We start from the raw sequence: 19176 nt of genomic DNA, 5'->3' as shown, positions 1-19176 counted from the left end.
CTACGGGGAAGTCTGTTCCCTTTAGAATATCCCGACAAGTGAATAGGGGCTCCAAGGCTGCCCCTTTGTCCCGCGGATTTCCGCTGTTAGCGTTAATCACCATGAACAAAACCCCGCCGGACTCCGTCCGGTCCGCCTCGGCCTCTGTTTCCGGCTCCCAGCCTGGGCCCCGCCGCACCCGCGCGTGGATTTCGGGGGCCCTGGCCGCGGCGGCCGGTCTTCTGGCCCTGTTCGGGCTGGGAACCCTGGCTGCCGTTTTGATCCTTGCCCTGCAGGGCCAGTCGGTTGCCCCGTGGCTGGTTGCTGCCGTCTACTTTGCGTTACCTCTCGCTTTCCTGCTGATGGCAGGTTTGGTCATCAGCGGAGTTCGGCGCAGACGCCGAGGCTGATCGGTCCGTTTCCCTTCCCACTCAGGTAACGTGGTGCTGATGTCCGCGATTCGAGCTTTGGCCGATGATCTAGCCGCACGCAGCGACGACCAGCTGCGTGAATTGTTCGCGGCCCGGCCCGATCTGGTCCTTCCTCCGGTCCCCGATTTCCAGGCCCTGGCGGCCCGCGCCTCCACTCGGGTCAGCGTGCAGCGCATCCTTGAAAAGCTGACTGCCCCCGAGCTGCAGGTGCTTGAAGCCGTTGACCTGACCACCAACGAAGATTCCCAGCTCAGCACCACCGCCTCATGGCTGAAGGCCGCAATTGCCGGGTCCACCATCAAGTCCCTGGACGCCATCCTGGCCCACCTCCATTCGCTGGCCCTGCTGCGGCGGGCCAAACCGCATCCGGGAGCGCCGAAAGCTGACGCTTCGCGCCGCTTCTACCTGCCGGTGTCCGTTCTGGGTGAGGCGCTGGGCGCCTATCCCGCGGGTCTCGGCCGGCCCTACTCCACCCTCGCCGCACAGCACCCGGAGTTCGGGCAGCGCCTGGTGGGCATCGTGGAAGGGTTGCGCAGCACCGGGCTGCCCTTGGAGAAAGCGGACACCCCCGCCACGGCTGCCCATTCCCTGCACCACTTGGTTTCGGATCCTGCCGGCTGGGCGGCGCTGATGAACGGGGCGCCTCCGGGCACCACGGAGCTGCTGCGGCGGTTCAAGTACTCCCCGGTGGGCACCATCCCGAAGAAAGCCACCATGGGACGGGCCGTCTTGGACAACCCCTCCCCCACACCGGTGGAGTGGCTGGTTTCCCGCGGCCTGCTGGTTCCCCTGGACGCGTTGCACGTGGAACTGCCCCGTCCCGTGGGCCAGGCGTCGCGCGGGCACGTCATTGTGTCCGATTTCCAGCTCGAAGCCCCCCGCCCCTCTCCCCGCAGTGTCACCCGAAACCTGAGGGATAACGCCGCGTTCGGTGCAGTGGCCGAGACCCTGCGCCTAGTCACGGAACTGCTGGCGCTGGCGGCCGAGAATCCGGTCGGCACCCTGCGTTCGGGCGGAGTGGGTGTACGCGAAGTGCGCCGCCTGTCCGAGTCGCTGCGGCTCGACGGCGCCACCACCTCCTGGCTGCTGGAGCTGGCCGCCATTGCCGGGCTGATCACCCTGGACGCAGCCACTTCCCGGTGGGGCGCCTCCGAAGGGAACTGGCTGAACGAGAACCGCGAAGAGCAGTGGCGCCGGCTGGTTGAAGCGTGGCTGGATGCGGACCGTGCACCTTCCCTCGTGGGTGCTCCCCTGCCGGCAGGCGGCGCGGTCAACGCACTGGCCGCCGAAGTATCCCGGCCCGACGCCCCCGTGGTCCGCCGTCGGGCCATGGAAATGCTTGCCCTCCTTTCCGAGCGCGACAGCGAAAACGGAACGGTGGGGGCGTTTGATCCGGAAGACCTCATCAGTGCCCTGACCTGGCACCAGCCGCGGCTGCAGCGGCGGTTCGCACGCCTGGTTCCGGGCATCCTCAAGGAAGCTGCGCAGTTGGGCCTGCTCGGCTCCGGTGCACTGACGCTGCTCGGCTCGTCCGTGGCCGCCGGGGACTATGCCGCTGCCACGCAGGTGCTGCGCGATGCGTTGCCCGCACCCCTGAATTCGTTCCTGCTGCAGGCTGACCTGACGGCAGTGGCACCGGGTTACCTGGAGCCGGACGTCGCGCGGGAACTGGCGCTGATCTCCACCGCCGAGGGTCAGGGCCCGGCGGCCATCTACCGTTTCTCCGCGGATTCCATCCGACGCGCGCTGGACGAAGGGCACGACGCCGACGGCATTCTTGCCTTCCTGCGCCAGCATTCAGCCACGGAGGTTCCGCAGCCGCTGCGCTATCTGGTGGAGGACACCGCCGCCCGGTACGGCAGGCTGCGGGTGGGAGCCGCCGGGTCATACCTCCGCAGCGACGACGAAGCCGGCCTTAATGCCCTGCTGGCCGATCCGCGGACAGCGTCGCTGGGACTGGTCCGGCTTGCACCCACGGTGGTTGCGGCCAATGTGCCGGCCAAGGAACTGACCTCGTCCCTGCGGGATCTGGGGTATCCCCCGGCACTGGAGGGCCCGGCCCGCAAACCGGTCGGCTCCCACCGGATGGTCCCGGTGGCCGCCCCGTCCTCCTCCAAGACGCGCCTGAACCCGTGGGAACTGACCGATGCGGATCTGGAACGGCAATTGGCAGCCCTGCGCGGCGAAGGACCGCCGCTGCAGGCGAACGGGGAAAGCCAATCCCTCGTCAGCCTGGAGACCCTGCGCAAGGCCATCCGGACCAAGAGTTCGGTGCGGATGGGCGTTGTGGACAGCCAGGGGAATCAGCGGCAGGAGATATTCGTTCCCCTATCGGTGACCGAGGGAAGGGTGCGGGTCTACGATCCGCGCCACGACGTGGAACGTACAGTGTCAGTACATCGGATTATGGATGTGGAAATAGTGGAGGGTAGCCCGGCGCATGGTTGACGGACCGTTGATTGTCCAGAGCGATAAAACGATTCTCCTTGAGGTCGACCATGAGCAGGCAACTGAGGCACGGCATGCAATTGCCGCGTTTGCCGAACTGGAGCGGGCACCCGAGCACATCCACAGCTACCGGCTGACCCCGCTGGGTCTGTGGAATGCGCGTGCCGCGGGGCTCGACGCCGAGCAGGTCCTGAACACGCTCCTCACCTATTCACGCTTCCCGGTGCCGCATTCACTGCTGATCGACATTGAAGAAACCATGTCCCGGTACGGCAGGCTGCGGCTGGAAAAGGACCCCCAGCACGGCTTGGTGCTGCGCACCACCGACTACCCGGTGCTGGAAGAAGTAATGCACGCCAAGAAGATCCAGCCGCTGCTCGGTCCGCGGATCGACGGCGAGACGGTGGTGGTGCAGTCCGCCATGCGGGGGCAGCTGAAGCAACTGCTGCTCAAGCTCGGCTGGCCTGCCGAAGACCTGGCCGGCTACGTGGACGGCACCCCGCATCCCATCATGCTGAATGAAGACGGCTGGGCCCTGCGCCCGTACCAGAAACTGGCCACCGAGAACTTCTGGGCCGGCGGGTCCGGTGTGGTGGTCCTCCCCTGCGGCGCCGGCAAGACCCTGGTGGGAGCCGCCGCCATGGCAACCAGCTCCACCACCACGCTGATCCTGGTCACCAACACCGTTTCCGCCCGTCAGTGGAAAGACGAACTGCTCAAGCGGACCTCGTTGACCGAGGACGAGATCGGTGAATACTCCGGTGCCGTGAAGGAAGTCCGCCCGGTCACGATCGCCACCTACCAGGTCCTGACGCTCAAGCGCGGGGGCCTGTACCCGCACCTGGAACTCCTGGACGCGAACGACTGGGGCCTGATAATCTATGACGAGGTGCACCTGCTGCCGGCCCCGATCTTTAGGATGACGGCGGATCTGCAGGCCCGCCGCCGGCTCGGCCTGACCGCCACGCTGGTGCGCGAAGACGGACGCGAGGGTGAGGTCTTCTCCCTGATCGGGCCCAAGCGGTACGACGCTCCTTGGAAGGACATTGAGGCGCAGGGCTACATTGCCCCGGCCGAATGCGTCGAGGTCCGGGTGGACCTGCCCCGGGATGAGCGGGTGGCTTACGCCATGGCCGAAGACGGGGACAAGTACCGGCTGTGCTCGACGTCGGAGACCAAGACCGGCGTCGTCGAGCAGTTGGTGAAGCGCCATACCGGTGAGCAGACCCTGGTGATCGGGCAGTACCTGGACCAGCTGGACGAACTGGCTGAACGCCTGGACGCCCCCGTCATCAAGGGCGATACCCCGGTGAAGGAGCGCCAGAGGCTGTTTGGCGAATTCCGCGAGGGCAAGCTGAACACCCTGGTGGTCTCCAAGGTGGCCAACTTCTCCATCGACCTGCCCGAGGCCTCCGTGGCCATCCAGGTGTCCGGTTCCTTCGGCTCCCGGCAGGAGGAAGCGCAGCGGCTGGGCCGGCTGCTGCGCCCCAAGGCGGACGGCAAGGCAGCCCATTTCTACACAGTGGTGGCCCGCGACACCTTGGACCAGGACTTTGCGGCCAAGCGGCAGCGCTTCCTGGCCGAGCAGGGTTATGCGTATTCCATCCTCGACGCCTCCGATATCGAAAAGCCTGTCTAAGTTCTCCGACGTTCCGGCAGCTTCCCCGGCTTTGCACCAGATGTTTACTGAGCACTTCCAGAATTCATCCGGCGCACCTACAGACAACGTCCAGCTAAATGTAAGAAACTGGGCAGGTGAACAAATCGTCTGCACCCGAAGCACGCCTCCTTGTTGTCGATGATGAGCCGAACATCCGCGAACTGCTGTCCACCTCGCTGCGGTTCGCCGGTTTCGACGTCGTCGCTGCCGCCAACGGCCGTGAAGCACTGGCCGCCGTGGACTCGCACAACCCGGACCTCGCCGTCCTGGACGTGATGCTTCCGGACATGGACGGGTTCACGCTCACCCGCAGGCTCCGCGCCGCCGGCCAGCATTTCCCCGTGGTCTTCCTGACCGCCCGCGACGACACCGAGGACAAGGTCACCGGCCTGACCGTGGGCGGCGACGACTACGTCACCAAGCCGTTCAGCCTGGACGAGGTGGTGGCCCGCATCCGCGCAGTGCTGCGCCGCACCCAGCCCCTGGAGGATGATGACGCCGTCATCCGCGTGGATGACCTGGAGCTCGACGACGACGCCCACGAGGTCCGCCGCGGCGGCGTCACCATCGATCTCTCCCCCACCGAGTTCAAGCTGCTGCGCTACCTGATGCTTAATCCCAACCGGGTGCTGTCCAAGGCCCAGATCCTGGACCATGTCTGGGAATACGACTTCAACGGCGATGCTTCGATTGTGGAGTCCTACATTTCCTACCTGCGCCGCAAGATCGACCGCAGCCCCGACGCCCCTGCCCTGATCCAGACCAAGCGCGGCGTGGGCTACCTGCTCCGCTCCTCGGAGAAGCGCTAGGGCCTTGGTACGGCGCTGGAAATCCGCTTCGCTGCGGTCGCAGCTGGTCGCCATCATGGCGGTGCTGATGGTGGTGACTGTAACCATCACCGGGTTGGCGACCATCTATGTGCTGCGCCAGATCCTGGTGGGCCGCCTGGATGCCGACATTAACGAGAACGCTCCTGCCGTATCCCGTTACCTGCTGGTTAATGACCCCAGCACCGATGCGTCCCTGTTCCGCTACTACGGCCTCTACCTGAACGAAGACGGCAGCCACGGTCCCGCAACCCACTCCGAGTCCGCGGCGGACATCCCAATGATCCCGGACTACACCTCCGACCAGGTCGCCGAAATGGGCACGCGTGGCTTTGACGTACGCGGCACCTCCCCCATGTCCAAGGGGTGGCGGGTACGGATCTACGACTTCCAGAACCTGCCCGGCTCCGTGGCCGTTGCCATTCCGCTGGATTCGGTGGCCGCTACGGTGGACGAGGCCGCCTCGTTGGTCTTCTCCGTGGGGCTGCTGGGCACCCTGGGCGCCACCGGTATTGCCTATTGGGCCGTGACCCGGCAGTTCCGGCCCCTGAGCCAGGTGGAGAAGACGGCAGCCGCCATTGCCGCCGGTGACCTGTCCCGGCGCGTGGAGGTCGGCAATCCCGCCACGGAAATCGGCCGCCTTTCCCGCTCGTTGAACGCAATGCTGGCGCACATTGAGACTGCCTTCGCCGCCCGGACCCAGTCCGAACGGAAGATGCGCCGCTTTGTCCAGGACGCCTCCCACGAGCTGCGGACACCCCTGGTGACTATTCGCGGATTCTCGGAACTGTACCGGCACGGCGCCCTGCAGAAACCCGATGAAGTTGCCGCGGCCATGGGACGGATTGAATCCGAGGCCAAACGCATGGGCCAACTGGTGGAAGACCTGCTCACCCTGGCCCGGGTGGATGAGCAGCGGCCGCTGGAATACGAACCGGTGGACCTGATGATCCTGGGGAACGACGCCGCCATGGATGCCCGCGCCAGCGCACCGGACCGGGTCATCAAGGTGGTGGGGCTGGACGGGAACGGTCCGCAGAGTGCGCCCACCATGGGGGACGAGGCACGGCTGCGCCAGGTGGTGGCCAACCTGATGACCAATGCGCTGCGCTATACCCCGGACGGCTCGCCCATTGAGGTGGCGGTGGGGGTTGCCCCGGTCATCCACGACCGGATGGACGCCGTCCTGGAGGTGCGAGACCATGGCCCCGGCATCTCGGAGGACGACGCCGCGCGCGTCTTTGAGCGCTTCTACCGCGCCGATTCCTCCCGCTACCGGGAAACCGGCGGCACCGGGCTTGGGCTGGCCATCGTGGCTGCCCTGGTGGCCCAGCACGACGGGACGGTGCGGCTCGCGGAAACAGAGGGCGGCGGCGCCACCCTCTCCATCCGGCTGCCGTACCGGGCACCCGAGCAGTTCCCGGAGAGCCCTGATGAGGTCGAAGACGCTGACGGGGCCGAAGAGGGCAAGGGAAACTGACGGGCGCCCCTGCGCTCCTCCACACCCCTTCCGGCCGTGTAACACCTGTTCCTGCCGTCCACAGGGGTTCCTCCCGGCATGCTCCGGTGCCCGGGGCTGCTTAGCCTTGCCGGTATCCGAACCGCACCCTTACCAGGAGGAAGACATGCCCTTATTCGCCGTGGACAGCGAGGCGCTGGCCGCCAAGAGTGCAGAAGTACAGGGAACCATCGAGCGCCTGAGGGCGGACGTCAACGGCATGCAGGCCGGGCTGGCGTCATTGGGCGAGATCTGGCGGGGCGCTGCCTCGGCCAACTTCCAGTCGCTGGTTACTGATTGGCGGGCTACGCAGGCCCGTGTGGAGGAGTCCCTGGACAGCATTAACCAGGCGTTGGCCTTCGCGTCGGCGCAGTATGCCGAAACGGAGGCAGCGAACACCTCACTGTTCCGCCACTAGACCCGGGTTAAACAAAGCAGGCACGACACCCCAACGGGGTGCCGTGCCTGCTTTACGCGTGGCGCAGAGGCTGAGCCGAGTCAGCCGGGGGCTTAGAAGCCGCCCATGCCGCCCATGCCGGCCATCTCGTCAGCGCCGCCCATGGCGGGAGCCGACTTCTCCGGCTTGTCCGCAACCACAGCTTCGGTGGTCAGGAACAGGCCGGCGATGGAGGCAGCGTTCTGCAGGGCGGAACGCGTCACCTTTACCGGGTCGTTGATGCCGGCAGCCAGCAGGTCTTCGTACTCACCGGTGGCTGCGTTCAGGCCGAAGCCTTCGGGCAGGCCGCGGACCTTGTCCACCACAACACCGGGCTCCATGCCGGCGTTGAAGGCAATCTGCTTCAGCGGGGCGTCGATGGCAACGCGGACGATGTTCGCGCCCGTTGCTTCGTCGCCCTCGAGGGAGAGGTTGGCGAAGGCCTTGAGGCCGGCCTGGATGAGGGCCACGCCGCCACCGGCGACGATGCCTTCTTCAACGGCCGCCTTTGCGTTGCGGACGGCGTCCTCAATGCGGTGCTTGCGTTCCTTCAGTTCCACCTCGGTTGCGGCACCGGCCTTGATGACAGCGACACCGCCGGCCAGCTTGGCAAGGCGTTCCTGCAGCTTCTCGCGGTCGTAATCGGAATCGGAGTTCTCGATTTCGGCGCGGATCTGGTTGACGCGGCCGGCGATCTCTTCAGCGTCGCCTGCACCTTCGACGATGGTGGTTTCGTCCTTGGTGACTACAACCTTGCGGGCCTTGCCCAGCAGGTCGAGCGTGGCGTTTTCGAGCTTCAGTCCAACTTCTTCGGCGATGACCTGGCCGCCGGTGAGGATGGCGATGTCAGCCAGCTGGGCCTTGCGGCGGTCGCCGAAGCCCGGAGCCTTGACGGCTACGGACTTGAAGGTGCCGCGGATCTTGTTGACCACCAGGGTTGCCAGGGCTTCGCCCTCGACGTCTTCGGCAATGATCAGCAGCGGCTTGCCGGACTGCATGACCTTTTCGAGGACGGCAACGAGGTCCTTGACGTTGGAGATCTTGGAGTTGACGATCAGGATGTACGGATCCTCGAGGACCGTTTCCTGGCGCTCAGCGTCAGTGACGAAGTAACCGGAGATGTAACCCTTGTCGAAGCGCATGCCTTCGGTGAGTTCCAGCTCCAGGCCGAAGGTGTTGGACTCCTCGACCGTGATGACGCCTTCCTTGCCGACCTTGTCCAGTGCTTCGGCGATCAGGTCGCCGATCTGCTGGTCACCGGCGGAGATGGAAGCCGTAGCCGCGATCTGCTCCTTGGTTTCGATCTCCTTGGCGGAAGAAATCAGCTCGGCGGTGACGGCTGCAACAGCCTTCTCAATGCCGCGCTTCAGGCTCAGCGGGTCGGCACCGGCGGCAACGTTGCGCAGGCCTTCGCGCACCAGCGCCTGGGCCAGGACAGTTGCCGTGGTGGTGCCGTCACCGGCAACATCGTCAGTCTTCTTGGCAACTTCCTTGACCAGCTCAGCGCCGATCTTCTCGTAGGGATCGTCCAGTTCGATCTCCTTGGCGATGGACACGCCGTCATTGGTGATCGTGGGAGCGCCCCACTTCTTTTCGAGGACTACGTTGCGGCCACGCGGGCCGAGGGTGACCTTGACGGCGTCGGCGAGGATGTTCAACCCGCGCTCGAGGCCGCGGCGTGCCTCTTCTTCAAATGCAATGATCTTGGCCATAACGGCTATCGTCCTTCCGGAACAGTCATGCTTGGAGCAAAAATTTCCATTCCCGGCTGAGGTGCCCGCGACGGACGGCCCGGCTAGCGCGATCTCTTTACGCGGTTCCCCGAACCTCACCCCAGTGGTTGCTGGTTCACTCAACGCCGGGGGACTTTTAGCAGTCATCCGGCAAGAGTGCTAAGTCAATAATTAGCACTCCCACACACTGAGTGCAAGCGATCACGCGTACCTGCTGCCCGCTTCACAGACCATGGCGCCTGCACCGGAGACCACAACTAAAAGCAGCGGCGGAACCAGCGCCGCTAGCGCTGGTTCCGCCGCTGCGGATCCCGTCCCCAAGCCGGGCGGCTGTAGTGCATAACGGGCCTAGACTGCCCGGACTTCCTCGGCCTGCGGACCTTTCTGCCCCTGGCCGATTTCGAACTCCACCCGCTGGCCCTCTTCCAGGGTCCGGTAACCGGAGGCCTGTATCGCCGACCAGTGGACGAACACGTCCGTTTCTGCCTCGTCGAGGGTGATGAAGCCGTACCCCTTCTCCCCGTTAAACCACTTGACGATCCCCTGCGCCATGATGTTTCTCCAACCTAGATTCCAATGCAGCCCTCCGGCGTCGCACTTGGGCTCCGGAGCCGCCGGCCACTGCGCAGGCTTTCGATTCCAGTGGAGACCGAGGCCAGCGCCGCAGACCGGCTGGCAACACTCTAACCACAGTGACGTACATCACAAGTGGGTTGTTGATAACGTTATGGTCTTTTTACACCCTTGGGGGTTGGCGCTCTTCCTACCGGAAGCCGGGGGCCAGGACCACGGTGACGTTCGTGAATCCGGGCGATTCCACCACTGTGGGAATACCCAGGTCGGCGCCCAGCTGCTGGGCGTTCACGGCTTGGGCCGGGTTGCCGTAGTAGACGGCTGTAACCTGCTGGGGTGCTCCGGTCCAGTTCCCAACCGTGCCCACGGCCCATCCGGCACCGGACACACGCCCGGAGACATTGGCGCCAAGCCCGCTCACGCCGCTGGCGTTCAGCACCACAACCGGCTGCGTACGGTCTACCGCAGGCTCAGGCGCAGGCTCGGGCACGGGTTCAGCAGTGTCGCTTGCCGCCGGCGTGGGCTCAGCACTATCTTCGGGCTCAGCCTCTGCGGGCTCACTCGATGCGCTCGGTGCCGGCGTAGCGGTGGACTGCGCTTCAGCGGACGGCCCGGGGTTGCCCGCGCCAATGCCCAGGCGCGGCAGCACGAAGTAGGCGGCGAGGCCGATCATGAGGGCAAGCACACCCACGGTGATCAACAACCCCAGTCCGCTCGAGCGGGTGGGGATAAGGCGTTCACGGTGCACGCCCTGCCGCGCCGAGGTCTCGGGGACCTTGTCGAACTCGTCCCGGGGATATTGGCTCATGGTGGAAATTTCATCCTTGCTCTGAAGGTGCCGTGTTCAACACGCCGGCGTTGGTGGCTAACGCCGGACTAGACGCCCGTGCCCAGTCGGCGGGCGGTACGGGCCTGCTGGCGGCTCGTTCGTAGTCTACGCAATCGCTTGACCAGCATCGGATCGTGGGCGAGGGCTTCTTCGGTGTCGATCAGTGCGTTGAGGACCTGGTAATACCGTGTTGCCGACATACCGAACAAATCACGGATTGCCTGTTCCTTGGCTCCGGCGTACTTCCACCAGGCCCGCTCCAAGGCGAGCATCTGCTGTTCCTGGGCCCCCAGCGGGCTGTCCGGATCCACGGTGCCGTCCAGCGAAAACCGTTCGGCTTCTGTCGATTCCGCCACATACGCTCCCAAAAAAGATCCCGTTTATACCTACCTGCCATGCTAATTGGCAATAACACAGTTGTCATTTAGGCGGCCTGGGGAGCTTCGCCGGGAGGCGCCGGTTGTCCTTCCGGAGAAAAATACCGAAAACTGGAGCAGTGACAACAAATGAACCACCGCTCTTTGCCTACAGCGCTGTTCCGGAACCGGCGGATGACATCCCGTTCCCTTTCGCCGCCCCCACCCCCCTGTCAGCGGTGATGGCGGCGGACTGGGCCGAGGCATTGGCTCCCGCTGTTACCGGCTTCCATGAGATCGCCGCGGATTTGGACGCCGAACGGCGTGCCGGCCACAGCATCCTGCCAGCCCCGGGGAACATCCTGCGGGCCTTCCAGCGCCCGCTGTCCGAAGCAAAGGTGCTGATTGTCGGACAGGACCCGTACCCCACGCCTGGACACGCCGTCGGACTGTCCTTCTCGGTGGACTCCCGGGTGCGCCCGCTGCCGCGCAGCCTGAACAATATCTTTACCGAGCTCCATGCCGACCTCGGCGTGACGCCCGGCCCGTCGGGAGACCTCACGCCGTGGGCGGAGCAGGGGGTGCTCCTGTTGAACCGGGTACTCACCGTCCGTGCCGGCGCAGCAGGGTCACACCGCCGCCGCGGCTGGGAGGAAATCACGGAGCTGGCGGTCCGGGCATTGGCCGCCAGGCGCCGCCCGGACGGAACCCGTCCCCCGCTGGTTGCCGTGTTGTGGGGCCGGGACGCTCGAAGCGTTGTCCCGTTCCTCGGGGGCTCGCCCACGGTGGAATCGGCCCATCCCAGCCCGCTCTCCGCTTCCCGCGGGTTCTTCGGTTCCCGGCCGTTCAGCCGCGTTAATGAGCTGTTGGCGGAGCAGGGCGCCGAACCGGTGGACTGGCGGCTGGGCGCGGTACGGTAGTTTGAGCGATTCCCTAGGAGATAAGTCCATGCCAGAAACTCCCCCGCGCCAGCAGCCCGGCGATTCCGCACCGCGGAAACCGCGGCCGCTGGTGACGCTGGAAGTCCTCCGCCGGGAGCAGATCAGCGAGCACATGGTCCGGATTGTTGCCGGCGGTTCCGGTTTCGACCGGTTCACGCCCAGCACCTGCGCCGATGCCTACTGCAAAATCTGGTTCGGGCCGGACGGAGCGCCGATCGACGGCACGGAGGACCTGGAGAGCATCCGTGCCCGGAGCGAGCGCGACCAGTGGCCGGTTTCGCGCACCTACACCATCCGGAGCGTAGACCGGCTCGCCCGCGAAATCAGCATCGATTTTGTGGTCCACGGCGATGAAGGCCTGGCCGGACCGTGGGCTGCACGGGCGCAGGCCGGCCAGCACCTGACCTTCTCCGGTCCGGGCGGAGCCTTCAACCCCAGCCCGGACGCAGACTGGTACCTCCTGGCAGGCGATGAGTCCGCGCTGCCCGCTATCGCCACCGTGCTCCGGGCGCTGCCGGCCGACGCCGTTGGCCAGGCCTTCGTGGAAGTGGCCGGTCCGGGTGACCGGCAGCAGATCAGCAAGCCGGCGGGCGTGGAAGTGACGTGGCTGTACCGCGGCAGCACTCCGGCCGGCCGAAGCGGGCTGCTCGCGGAAGCCCTCGCTGCAGCCCAGTGGCAGGACGGAACCGTGCAGGTCTTTGCACACGGCGAACGTGAGGCGATGAAAGCCCTGCGGGACATCCTGTTCAGCCACCGCGGGCTGGAGCGTAGCCAGGTCTCCCTCTCAGGCTATTGGGCCGCCGGGCGCACCGAGGATATTTTCCAGGCTGAGAAGCGCACCCCGGTGGGAAAGATCCTTTAGTCCTGCGCCTGCTGGTCACTGCCCCAAACTTCCCACGCTTTGGGACTGCTGTTGCCCGTGGGGTCACATTGGCCCCTCTGGTACCGAAGCGTGGGAATTCCCGTTCCCAGCCCGAACCGGTCGCCCACTTCCGCCCCGCTGGTGCCAAGTCCACCCCGGTGGTGCCAAGTCCACCAGCCGGTGGGCCTTCTTCCGGCTGGTGGATCCTCCACCCCCCTGCCCCCGCAGTCGGCCGATCCTGGTGTCCGATGTGCCGCCCGCACCCGAGCACAAAAAAGCCCGGCCCCTGCGGGCCGGGCTCTTTGCGGTCAGCGCCGCCGGTTGCGGCGGTCGTTGCCGTTGAGGTTCCGGGTGAAAGGCCGTCCCAGGTTGTCACCCAGGACCACGCCGCCGGAGATGGCCAGGATGACGGTAAGGGCGTCGAACAGTCCCACCGCACCTACATACATGTCCTCGGCATCGATGCTCAGCCCGTACATGGAGCGGAAGATCGCCAGCCCCGGGAACAGGAACAGGACCGCCGGCACCGCTACGATCAGCTGCGGCGCCTCCATCCGCAGGGCCACAATCCGCGCCACCATACCAATGAAGATGGCGGACACGGCCGGCGTCAGGCGCGGACCCACCCCGCCGGCGTCGGCCACCTGGTAGACCAGGAAACCGGCCACGCCAATCAGCACCGTGGGCAGGACCAGCCTGCGCGGCGACTGTTCCACAATGCAGATGGTGGCCAGGGCGATGGCCAGCAGCAGCACCGTCACCGGGAAGGAGTATTGGGATGAGGCCACGTCCGTGACGTTCAGCCGGCCCATCCCGAAAAGCGCTCCCGCCACGAGGGCGACGGCGATGCCGGCCACCAGGGCGCCGAAGGTCAGGAACGCGGACAGGAACCGGCCCGAGGCGGTAACCGGGAACCCGTTAATAGCATCCTGTACGGCCGAGACCAGCCGGCCGGTGGGCAGCATCAGCAGGATGCCGCCCGCCACCACGATGCCGGGCGAAATGGGAACCTGCATGGACCAGAACAGCATCGCCATGGCCGTAACCACGAATCCGCTGGCTGCCGTCGTAAAGAAGTCCGGCACACGCCAGCGGCCCAGCACACGCTGGAGGAGGCTGACCATCACCGTGCCGGCGAAACCCACCAAGGAGGCCAGCGGTCCCCCACCGATGAATCCGACAATGGCTGCGGAGAAGATCCCCGCGGAGAACGTGACGGCCCAGCGCGGGAACGGCTTGGGCTGGTGCGTGATCTCGCTGAGCCGGTTGGCGGCTTCCGCGCGGGTCAGGCCGCCGTCGATGATTTCGGTGACCAGCTGGTGGACCAGCCCCAGCCCGGCATAGTTGTTGGTCCAGGAGCGAACCACGCGCATCACGGTGATGGGTGTCTGGTCCTTGGGCGAATAGTTGAGCAGCACCGACTGGTTGGTGATGTCCACTTCAATGCTTTCCAGCCCGAAGGCAGCGGTGACCGCGATGATGGCGGTTTCCACTTCCAGCGCGCCAGCCCCGTAGCGGAACATGGTTTCGGCCATGCTGAGGGCCAGGTCCAGGGTTTTGCGCGCATTGGCGTCCGGGCCTCCGGTACGCACCAACGGATTGGCGTAGGGGCTGCCGGCCAGCCGCTCCACAATGGACATGGCCTGAGTGGGCGGGTTTTCGCCTTGGACGAGACGACGCAGCATCCGCTTGGCTGCTGCGGAGGACCGGTCTGTGCGGACGGCGGTGGAGCTCAGCGGCGACGTACCTGCCGGAACGTTTTTGCGTGTCCGTGCGGGCCGTTTTTCCCGCGGCACAGCCGGCTTGCGGCTACGTTCGGGCTGCGGCGGCCGAAGGGCCTTGGACCCCACCGGGCGTACCACGGACGTGGTGGGCGGCGGCGGCTTGGGCCGGGTGCTGCGCAGTGCCGCGGTGGGAACGTCTGCTGCCGGACGGGCCGAGCCCGGGGCCTTCGACGGCGGAGTGGGCGCCTTAACGCCGCCCCGCTGGGACCCGACGGGCCTTGCTTTCCCGGTCTGGGCCTTCCCGTCCTGCGCCTTTCCCGCGGAGGCCTTCCCTGTGGAGGCCTTCCCCGCCGGTCGCTGGCGCCCGGCGGGGATGCTGATCACCGGGATCAGCCCTGCGGACGGGTCCGGATTCGGTGCCGACTCCGGATTCGGTCCGGACTTGGGGCGGTCCGGACCGGACGTGTTCTCCAAGGGGCTCACCCTTTCGCCTCTGGTTCCGGGTCCTGCCCGGTTTATCTGGTGGTACGGCTTAGTAGAACGGCTGCTGGTGGCGGCGCCAGTAAATCTGCCGCGCCACCTTTTCGCCTATGGTGTTCCAGATCCGGTACCGGACGGGATCCACCACGTAGTCATAGCAGCCAACGAAGTCGGTGACCGTTTTCGAGAAACTGGTCTTGAACAGACCCAGCCCGTGATGCGGGTGGCTCTTGTCCTTGAGCTGGTTGCTCGGCGGGGTGCCGCAGAAGTCGTAGGACGTGATGCCGCATTCGTCCTTGAGCTCGTTGATGGCGGTCCACTGGACCAGGTGCGAATCTCCGTATTGGGACCGCTTGGGTTTGGAGCCGCCGTCCTTGTAAGTGCCCTTGTTCCCGTAGGCGATGACAAAGGCGCCTACGGTGGGTTCCCCGTCTTCAAAGGCGAAGTAGAAGCGGCCCTGCCCGGCGGCCACAAAGTTGGACCAGAACCGGTGGTAGTACTCGTAGGAACGCATCTTGGCCGAGGACCGGTCCTCGATGTGGGCCATCAACTGGTACATGGTCCGCATGTTTTCCTCCGTGGGTTCCACCCGGCGCACATCGGCGCCTTCACGGATGGCCCGCCGCACGGCGTTGCGGCCGCGGGAGGAGAGGTTCTTCAGCAGCTGCTCGGAATCCGGTGTGGTGTCCAGCAGGGCGGTGGAGTCGTTGGGCTGCAGGTTGAACGTTTTAATGAAGCCGGCACCGGTGAACAGTGCCTGCACCTCTTCGCTGTCCTCAATGTCGGGCTCGACTTTGATGGCGAAGACCTTGCGCCCGGTCTGCTTGATGAAGCGGGTCAAGGCGTTCACCACCAGCGGCACGTCTTCGGGCGCGGCGACGTCGGGGCCCTTGATCAGGTACCAGAGGCTGCCCAGAAGGGGAACCTTCTTCTCGATGGCGAGGGCGTAGGTGGTGTAGTCCGGTCCCGTAAAGGCCAGGTACACGGGGTTCCAGCCGTGGTGGGACTTCACCTCCGCGAAGGATGCGGACTGCAGGACGTTGCCGCCGCCGGGGTTCGCCAGCACGTGCTTATCCCAGTTGTCGATCTCCTCGGCAGTGGCCAGGCGTGCACTAAAATCTCGCAAAATACCTCAACTAATGGTTTGTTCACTGCTTCGTTTTCAGCGCATCCGGCAGGTGCGCCGGCCTGCTCGTGAAAAGCGGGCCTCGAACCGGCTCCCAGTCTATCTGTTGCAGCACCGCCCCCACGAAACTTCCTCACCGCCCTCAGCCCGGCGCCGGCAGGAACCAGCGGACCCACGGTTCTTCTTCCGTCAGGTCCCAGGCCCGCTGGATCAGCTGCCGGTCCTCCCCCGTAGTCCGGGTCTGTTCCTGCCTCAGGTACTCCCGCCAGCTGGGTACGTCGTATATCTCCCGGAACTGGTCCCGGTCGGTGATGGAATGCACCAGTTCCCAGTGCGTGGCGCCGGTCCGCATCCGGCTGAGCCGAACCTCATGCATGGCTTGGACAAAGGCGTCGGCCCGGTCCGCCGGCACTTCGTAAGCAATCAGCACGGTCACCGGCCCGGCATCCGGCGGGGGTTCAACGGGAGCGGGGATGTTGAGGTCCGGGTTCGGTGCCGCTGCCACACTGCGGTCCAACTTGCCGGTGCCCGGCAGCAGCGGCAGCACCAGCACACTGGCGCCAACCAGGGCCAGGACGACGGCGGCAAAAGCGAGGGTGGGGGCGTAACCGGCGCCGGTGGCTCCGGATCCCCAGAACACGGCTCCCACGGCCTGGGACCCCGCGGAGATCATCAGGTAGATGGACAGTCCGCGGGCACGCACCCATTCGGGCAAGGTCAGCTGCATAGCGGCGTTGAGGGTGGAGAAGGTGAAAATCCAGGCCATGCCGCTGGCTACCAGCAGGATTGCCACGGCCCAGGCGGGCCAGTACCCGGCGGCGAACGCGCCTGCGGCGAACACCACCGAGCTGATGCCCAGCAGGGCATTTTCACCCACCACCTTGCGTGCCCGCGGCAGGAGCAGGACGCCCAGGATCGCGCCGGCGCCCAGCGCACCGAGCAGCAGCCCGTAGCCGGTGGATCCCAGCCCCAGGTGTCCGTTGACGGCCACCGGAAGCAGGGCATACAGCGCGCTGGCCGGAAACACGAAGAGCCCTAGGCGCAGAAGGATCCGCCGGATCCGCGGCGCCGCCCGGATGTAGCGCATGCCGGCGGCGAGCGCTTCGCCCATATGCTCTCGGTCCGCGGCTCCCTGATCCGGGGCACGCCATAGGTAGATGGCTGCGGCTGTGCCAATGAAGGAGACGGCGTTGAGGCCGAACACAAAGGCCGGACCCACGAGGGAGACCAGCAGTCCGGCAATGGCCGGGCCCACGGCCCGGGCAGTGTTTATTGCCACGCTGCCCAGGGCAGACGCCGTCTGGATCTCCTTGCGGGGAACCAGTTCAGGGGTGATGGCTTGCCAAGCGGGGGTGCTCAGTGCAATGCCGCACCCGATCAGGAACGTATAGAGGAGCAGGGAATCAGGGTTTAGCAGGCCCAGGGCGGCCACTACGGTGAGCGTGGCTGCGGCACCGGCGGCAAAAACGTTAGCGCCCAGGATCAGCCGGCGGCGGTTGAAGGCATCCGCCAGGACCCCGGCAACCAGCCCCAGCAGCAGGGAGGGTGCCAGGTTTGCCGTCTGGACCAGGGACACCAGGGCAGGATTCCGGCTGTTCTCCACCAGGAACCATTGCGCGCCAACGGTCTGCATCCAGGTGCCGATATTGGAGCCGAGCTGGGCCAGCCACAGGATAAGGAACATCCTTCGCCGCAGCGGCGACCAGGGTGAGTCCATACCGGTTCCTTCCGTGCGGTGCATCCGGTCATCTGGTCAGGGGCTGGAGGGAAATCCCTTCCATGCATGGGCAAACCGCTCCCGCGCCGCCTCGGCATTGGCTTGTTCCAAGGCGTGCAGCCTGCCGTAGGTGAACCCGTTTTCCCCGGCCGCTGAAGCCGCAGCCCCCATGCGCCGCAGGTAGGCACGGGTCACCACGCTGTCCTGGTACTCGCCGAGGATTTTCTGCATGTGTTCAGCGGCTTCCACCGTGGCTCCGGCTTCCTTCGGCGCCACCGGTTCCCATACTTCGGCGGCGTAGCGCAGCCGCTTAGCGTCCTTGCGGGCCTCGTGCATGGCCTCGGCGTATTCGTCGCCGTCCAGGTCCCGGGCCTCACGGACCCTGCGGTGCAGCCGTTTCCGGTCCCGGCGGATCATCCGTGCGGCCGCCGGGCCTGCAGGGTCCGCCGCCGTCGTTGTCCATACCGGTTCCGCCAACAGGGTTTCCAGCCGGTCCAGCGCGGAGAAGTACCGTCCGGACCCCAGGGCCTCACGGATGCGTCCGTAGGCCTGGCGGTAGTCATGGAGCAGTTCCTCGTCGATCCGTGCCGCGACCGGCCCCATGACCAGGTCGACGGGTTCGGCTTCCACCAGGTCCCGAAGCCGGTGCCGCATCACCTGCGCGTCCCGGGCTTCGCCCAGGACCCGGGCCAGCCACCGCAGCTCCCCGCGCAGTGAACGCGCCGGTTCCCGCTCGACGGCGGTGCGGTAGCTGGCCAGCGCGGAGCGGAGCCGGCGGGTGGCCACGCGCATTTTGTGCACCCCGTCCGGTTCTCCCCGGCGGACCCGCGGCTCGTGCCGCAGAAGCTCGGCGAACTGCTCACGCAGATAGCGCTGCAGCAGATCCCCGACCGGGCTGTCGGCGTCCAGCGCTTCCTCCGGTCCGACGGCGGGTTCCTTCCCTTCCGCCGGCTCCGCTTCCGCCGGATCCGCCCCGGCCTGCCGCAACAGCGCCTCGAGCTGGTCGGCCAGCACGGTGTCCGGCGCCGCAGCAATCCAGTTCCGGCGGATCCGGGGCACTGCTCCCGGTGCCGCACCCGCGTCGTGGACCTCAACCGTTTCATCGGCAACCCAGCCTGCCGCGCCGCCGCCGCTGTCCAGCAGCGGATACGTCGTCACCCGCGCTTCGGCGGTTTCCACCGGTTCGAGCGGTCTGCCCCGCAACACCGCCTGGAATCCGTCCACCAGTTCCGGTGGCACATCAGCAGGATCCCCTGCCGCTGCGGTGCGTGCGTCCGCCTCCGATTCGCCGGGCAGGGCCGTGCGGACCCAGTGCGTCCCGTCCTCGTCGCTGATCCGGGACACCGCCAGCCCGTGCCGCCGCAGAGCGCTGTCCTCCGTGTCATACCGGGTCTCGGAGCGGTGCCCGGTGCGTGGTTGCCCTACCGCGGCCACTGCGGGGAGCTCGTGCAGCGGTGGAAGCATCAGCGCTTCGGCGGCGGAGAATCTCAGGGGGCTTTCGGTACCAGTTCCGGCAACCATGTGCGCCAGTATAGGTCGGCCGCGGCTGCTCCGGG

General features: G+C 66.2%; 15 protein-coding genes. 7 read left to right on the top strand and 8 right to left on the bottom strand.

The genetic code is table 11. The features are described 5' to 3' along the window. Positions 1-428: 428 nt before the first annotated feature. The 5 genes from QNO06_RS03190 (at position 429) to QNO06_RS03170 (ending at position 7261) form a co-directional block, all read left to right on the top strand. A complete protein-coding gene (locus QNO06_RS03190) occupies positions 429-2858 on the top strand; it encodes a helicase-associated domain-containing protein (protein WP_227913519.1) in 2430 nt (809 codons plus the stop codon). Continuing rightward, positions 2851-4497, top strand: a complete 1647-nt coding sequence (locus QNO06_RS03185; RefSeq protein WP_227913520.1) for a DNA repair helicase XPB — start codon at positions 2851-2853, stop codon at positions 4495-4497. Before QNO06_RS03190 ends, QNO06_RS03185 begins: the two co-directional genes overlap by 8 nt. A gap of 116 nt (positions 4498-4613) precedes the next feature. Next, complete coding sequence (locus QNO06_RS03180) at positions 4614-5327, top strand: response regulator transcription factor (protein ID WP_227913521.1); 714 nt, start codon at positions 4614-4616, stop codon at positions 5325-5327. 4 nt (positions 5328-5331) lie between these two features. Next, positions 5332-6825, top strand: coding sequence for a sensor histidine kinase (locus tag QNO06_RS03175; protein ID WP_227913522.1), 1494 nt, complete (start codon positions 5332-5334; stop codon positions 6823-6825). Between the two features lie 145 nt (positions 6826-6970). Then, positions 6971-7261: a WXG100 family type VII secretion target gene (locus tag QNO06_RS03170; protein ID WP_227913523.1), complete on the top strand. Its 291-nt coding sequence runs from the start codon at positions 6971-6973 to the stop codon at positions 7259-7261. A gap of 92 nt (positions 7262-7353) precedes the next feature. Here the strand turns inward: QNO06_RS03170 and groL are convergent, their stop codons facing one another. The 4 genes from groL to QNO06_RS03150 all read right to left on the bottom strand — a co-directional run bounded on the left by groL (position 7354) and on the right by QNO06_RS03150 (position 10770). Beyond that, a complete protein-coding gene (gene groL / locus QNO06_RS03165) occupies positions 7354-8991 on the bottom strand; it encodes a chaperonin GroEL (RefSeq protein ID WP_227913524.1) in 1638 nt (545 codons plus the stop codon). A 369-nt stretch (positions 8992-9360) separates the two neighbouring features. Beyond that, a complete protein-coding gene (locus QNO06_RS03160) occupies positions 9361-9564 on the bottom strand; it encodes a cold-shock protein (RefSeq protein ID WP_227913533.1) in 204 nt (67 codons plus the stop codon). 211 nt (positions 9565-9775) lie between these two features. Beyond that, entirely contained in the window at positions 9776-10393 is a 618-nt protein-coding gene (locus tag QNO06_RS03155; RefSeq protein ID WP_227913534.1) for a LytR C-terminal domain-containing protein, read from the bottom strand. Positions 10394-10461: 68 nt separating this feature from the next. Then, on the bottom strand, positions 10462-10770 hold the full coding sequence (locus QNO06_RS03150) for a DUF3263 domain-containing protein (RefSeq protein ID WP_227913535.1): 309 nt from the start codon (positions 10768-10770) through the stop codon (positions 10462-10464). 140 nt (positions 10771-10910) lie between these two features. Here QNO06_RS03150 and QNO06_RS03145 point away from each other — a divergent pair, with 140 nt between their 5' ends. Continuing rightward, the gene (locus QNO06_RS03145) at positions 10911-11690 is read left to right on the top strand and encodes a uracil-DNA glycosylase (protein WP_227913536.1); all 780 of its coding nucleotides are present in this window, start codon (positions 10911-10913) and stop codon (positions 11688-11690) included. A gap of 28 nt (positions 11691-11718) precedes the next feature. Then, positions 11719-12573: a siderophore-interacting protein gene (locus QNO06_RS03140; RefSeq protein ID WP_227913537.1), complete on the top strand. Its 855-nt coding sequence runs from the start codon at positions 11719-11721 to the stop codon at positions 12571-12573. 308 nt (positions 12574-12881) lie between these two features. Here QNO06_RS03140 and QNO06_RS03135 read toward each other — a convergent pair whose 3' ends face one another. The 4 genes from QNO06_RS03135 to QNO06_RS03120 form a co-directional block, all read right to left on the bottom strand. After that, entirely contained in the window at positions 12882-14780 is a 1899-nt protein-coding gene (locus QNO06_RS03135) for a threonine/serine exporter family protein (protein ID WP_331461477.1), read from the bottom strand. 49 nt (positions 14781-14829) lie between these two features. Then, entirely contained in the window at positions 14830-15903 is a 1074-nt protein-coding gene (locus tag QNO06_RS03130; protein WP_227913538.1) for a lipid II:glycine glycyltransferase FemX, read from the bottom strand. Positions 15904-16045: 142 nt separating this feature from the next. Beyond that, positions 16046-17620 (bottom strand): MFS transporter, encoded by a 1575-nt coding sequence (locus tag QNO06_RS03125; RefSeq protein WP_227913539.1) that lies wholly within the window; start codon positions 17618-17620, stop codon positions 16046-16048. Positions 17621-17656: 36 nt separating this feature from the next. Next, positions 17657-19141 (bottom strand): CYTH and CHAD domain-containing protein, encoded by a 1485-nt coding sequence (locus QNO06_RS03120; RefSeq protein WP_227913540.1) that lies wholly within the window; start codon positions 19139-19141, stop codon positions 17657-17659. Positions 19142-19176 lie beyond the last annotated feature (35 nt).

Source organism: Arthrobacter sp. zg-Y20 (assembly GCF_030142075.1).
Classification (GTDB): domain Bacteria; phylum Actinomycetota; class Actinomycetes; order Actinomycetales; family Micrococcaceae; genus Arthrobacter_B.
Note: the sequence above shows the minus strand (reverse complement) of the source record. Positions and strands in the feature narration are given on the sequence as shown.

Coding starts and splice junctions, on each gene's coding strand:
- QNO06_RS03140 (WP_227913537.1), top strand. CDS start 11,719: ATGCCAGAAACTCCCCCGCGCCAGCAGCCCGGCGATTCCGCACCGCGG.
- QNO06_RS03190 (WP_227913519.1), top strand. CDS start 429: ATGTCCGCGATTCGAGCTTTGGCCGATGATCTAGCCGCACGCAGCGAC.
- groL (WP_227913524.1), bottom strand. CDS start 8,991: ATGGCCAAGATCATTGCATTTGAAGAAGAGGCACGCCGCGGCCTCGAG.
- QNO06_RS03185 (WP_227913520.1), top strand. CDS start 2,851: ATGGTTGACGGACCGTTGATTGTCCAGAGCGATAAAACGATTCTCCTT.
- QNO06_RS03170 (WP_227913523.1), top strand. CDS start 6,971: ATGCCCTTATTCGCCGTGGACAGCGAGGCGCTGGCCGCCAAGAGTGCA.
- QNO06_RS03120 (WP_227913540.1), bottom strand. CDS start 19,141: ATGGTTGCCGGAACTGGTACCGAAAGCCCCCTGAGATTCTCCGCCGCC.
- QNO06_RS03125 (WP_227913539.1), bottom strand. CDS start 17,620: ATGGACTCACCCTGGTCGCCGCTGCGGCGAAGGATGTTCCTTATCCTG.
- QNO06_RS03160 (WP_227913533.1), bottom strand. CDS start 9,564: ATGGCGCAGGGGATCGTCAAGTGGTTTAACGGGGAGAAGGGGTACGGC.
- QNO06_RS03155 (WP_227913534.1), bottom strand. CDS start 10,393: ATGAGCCAATATCCCCGGGACGAGTTCGACAAGGTCCCCGAGACCTCG.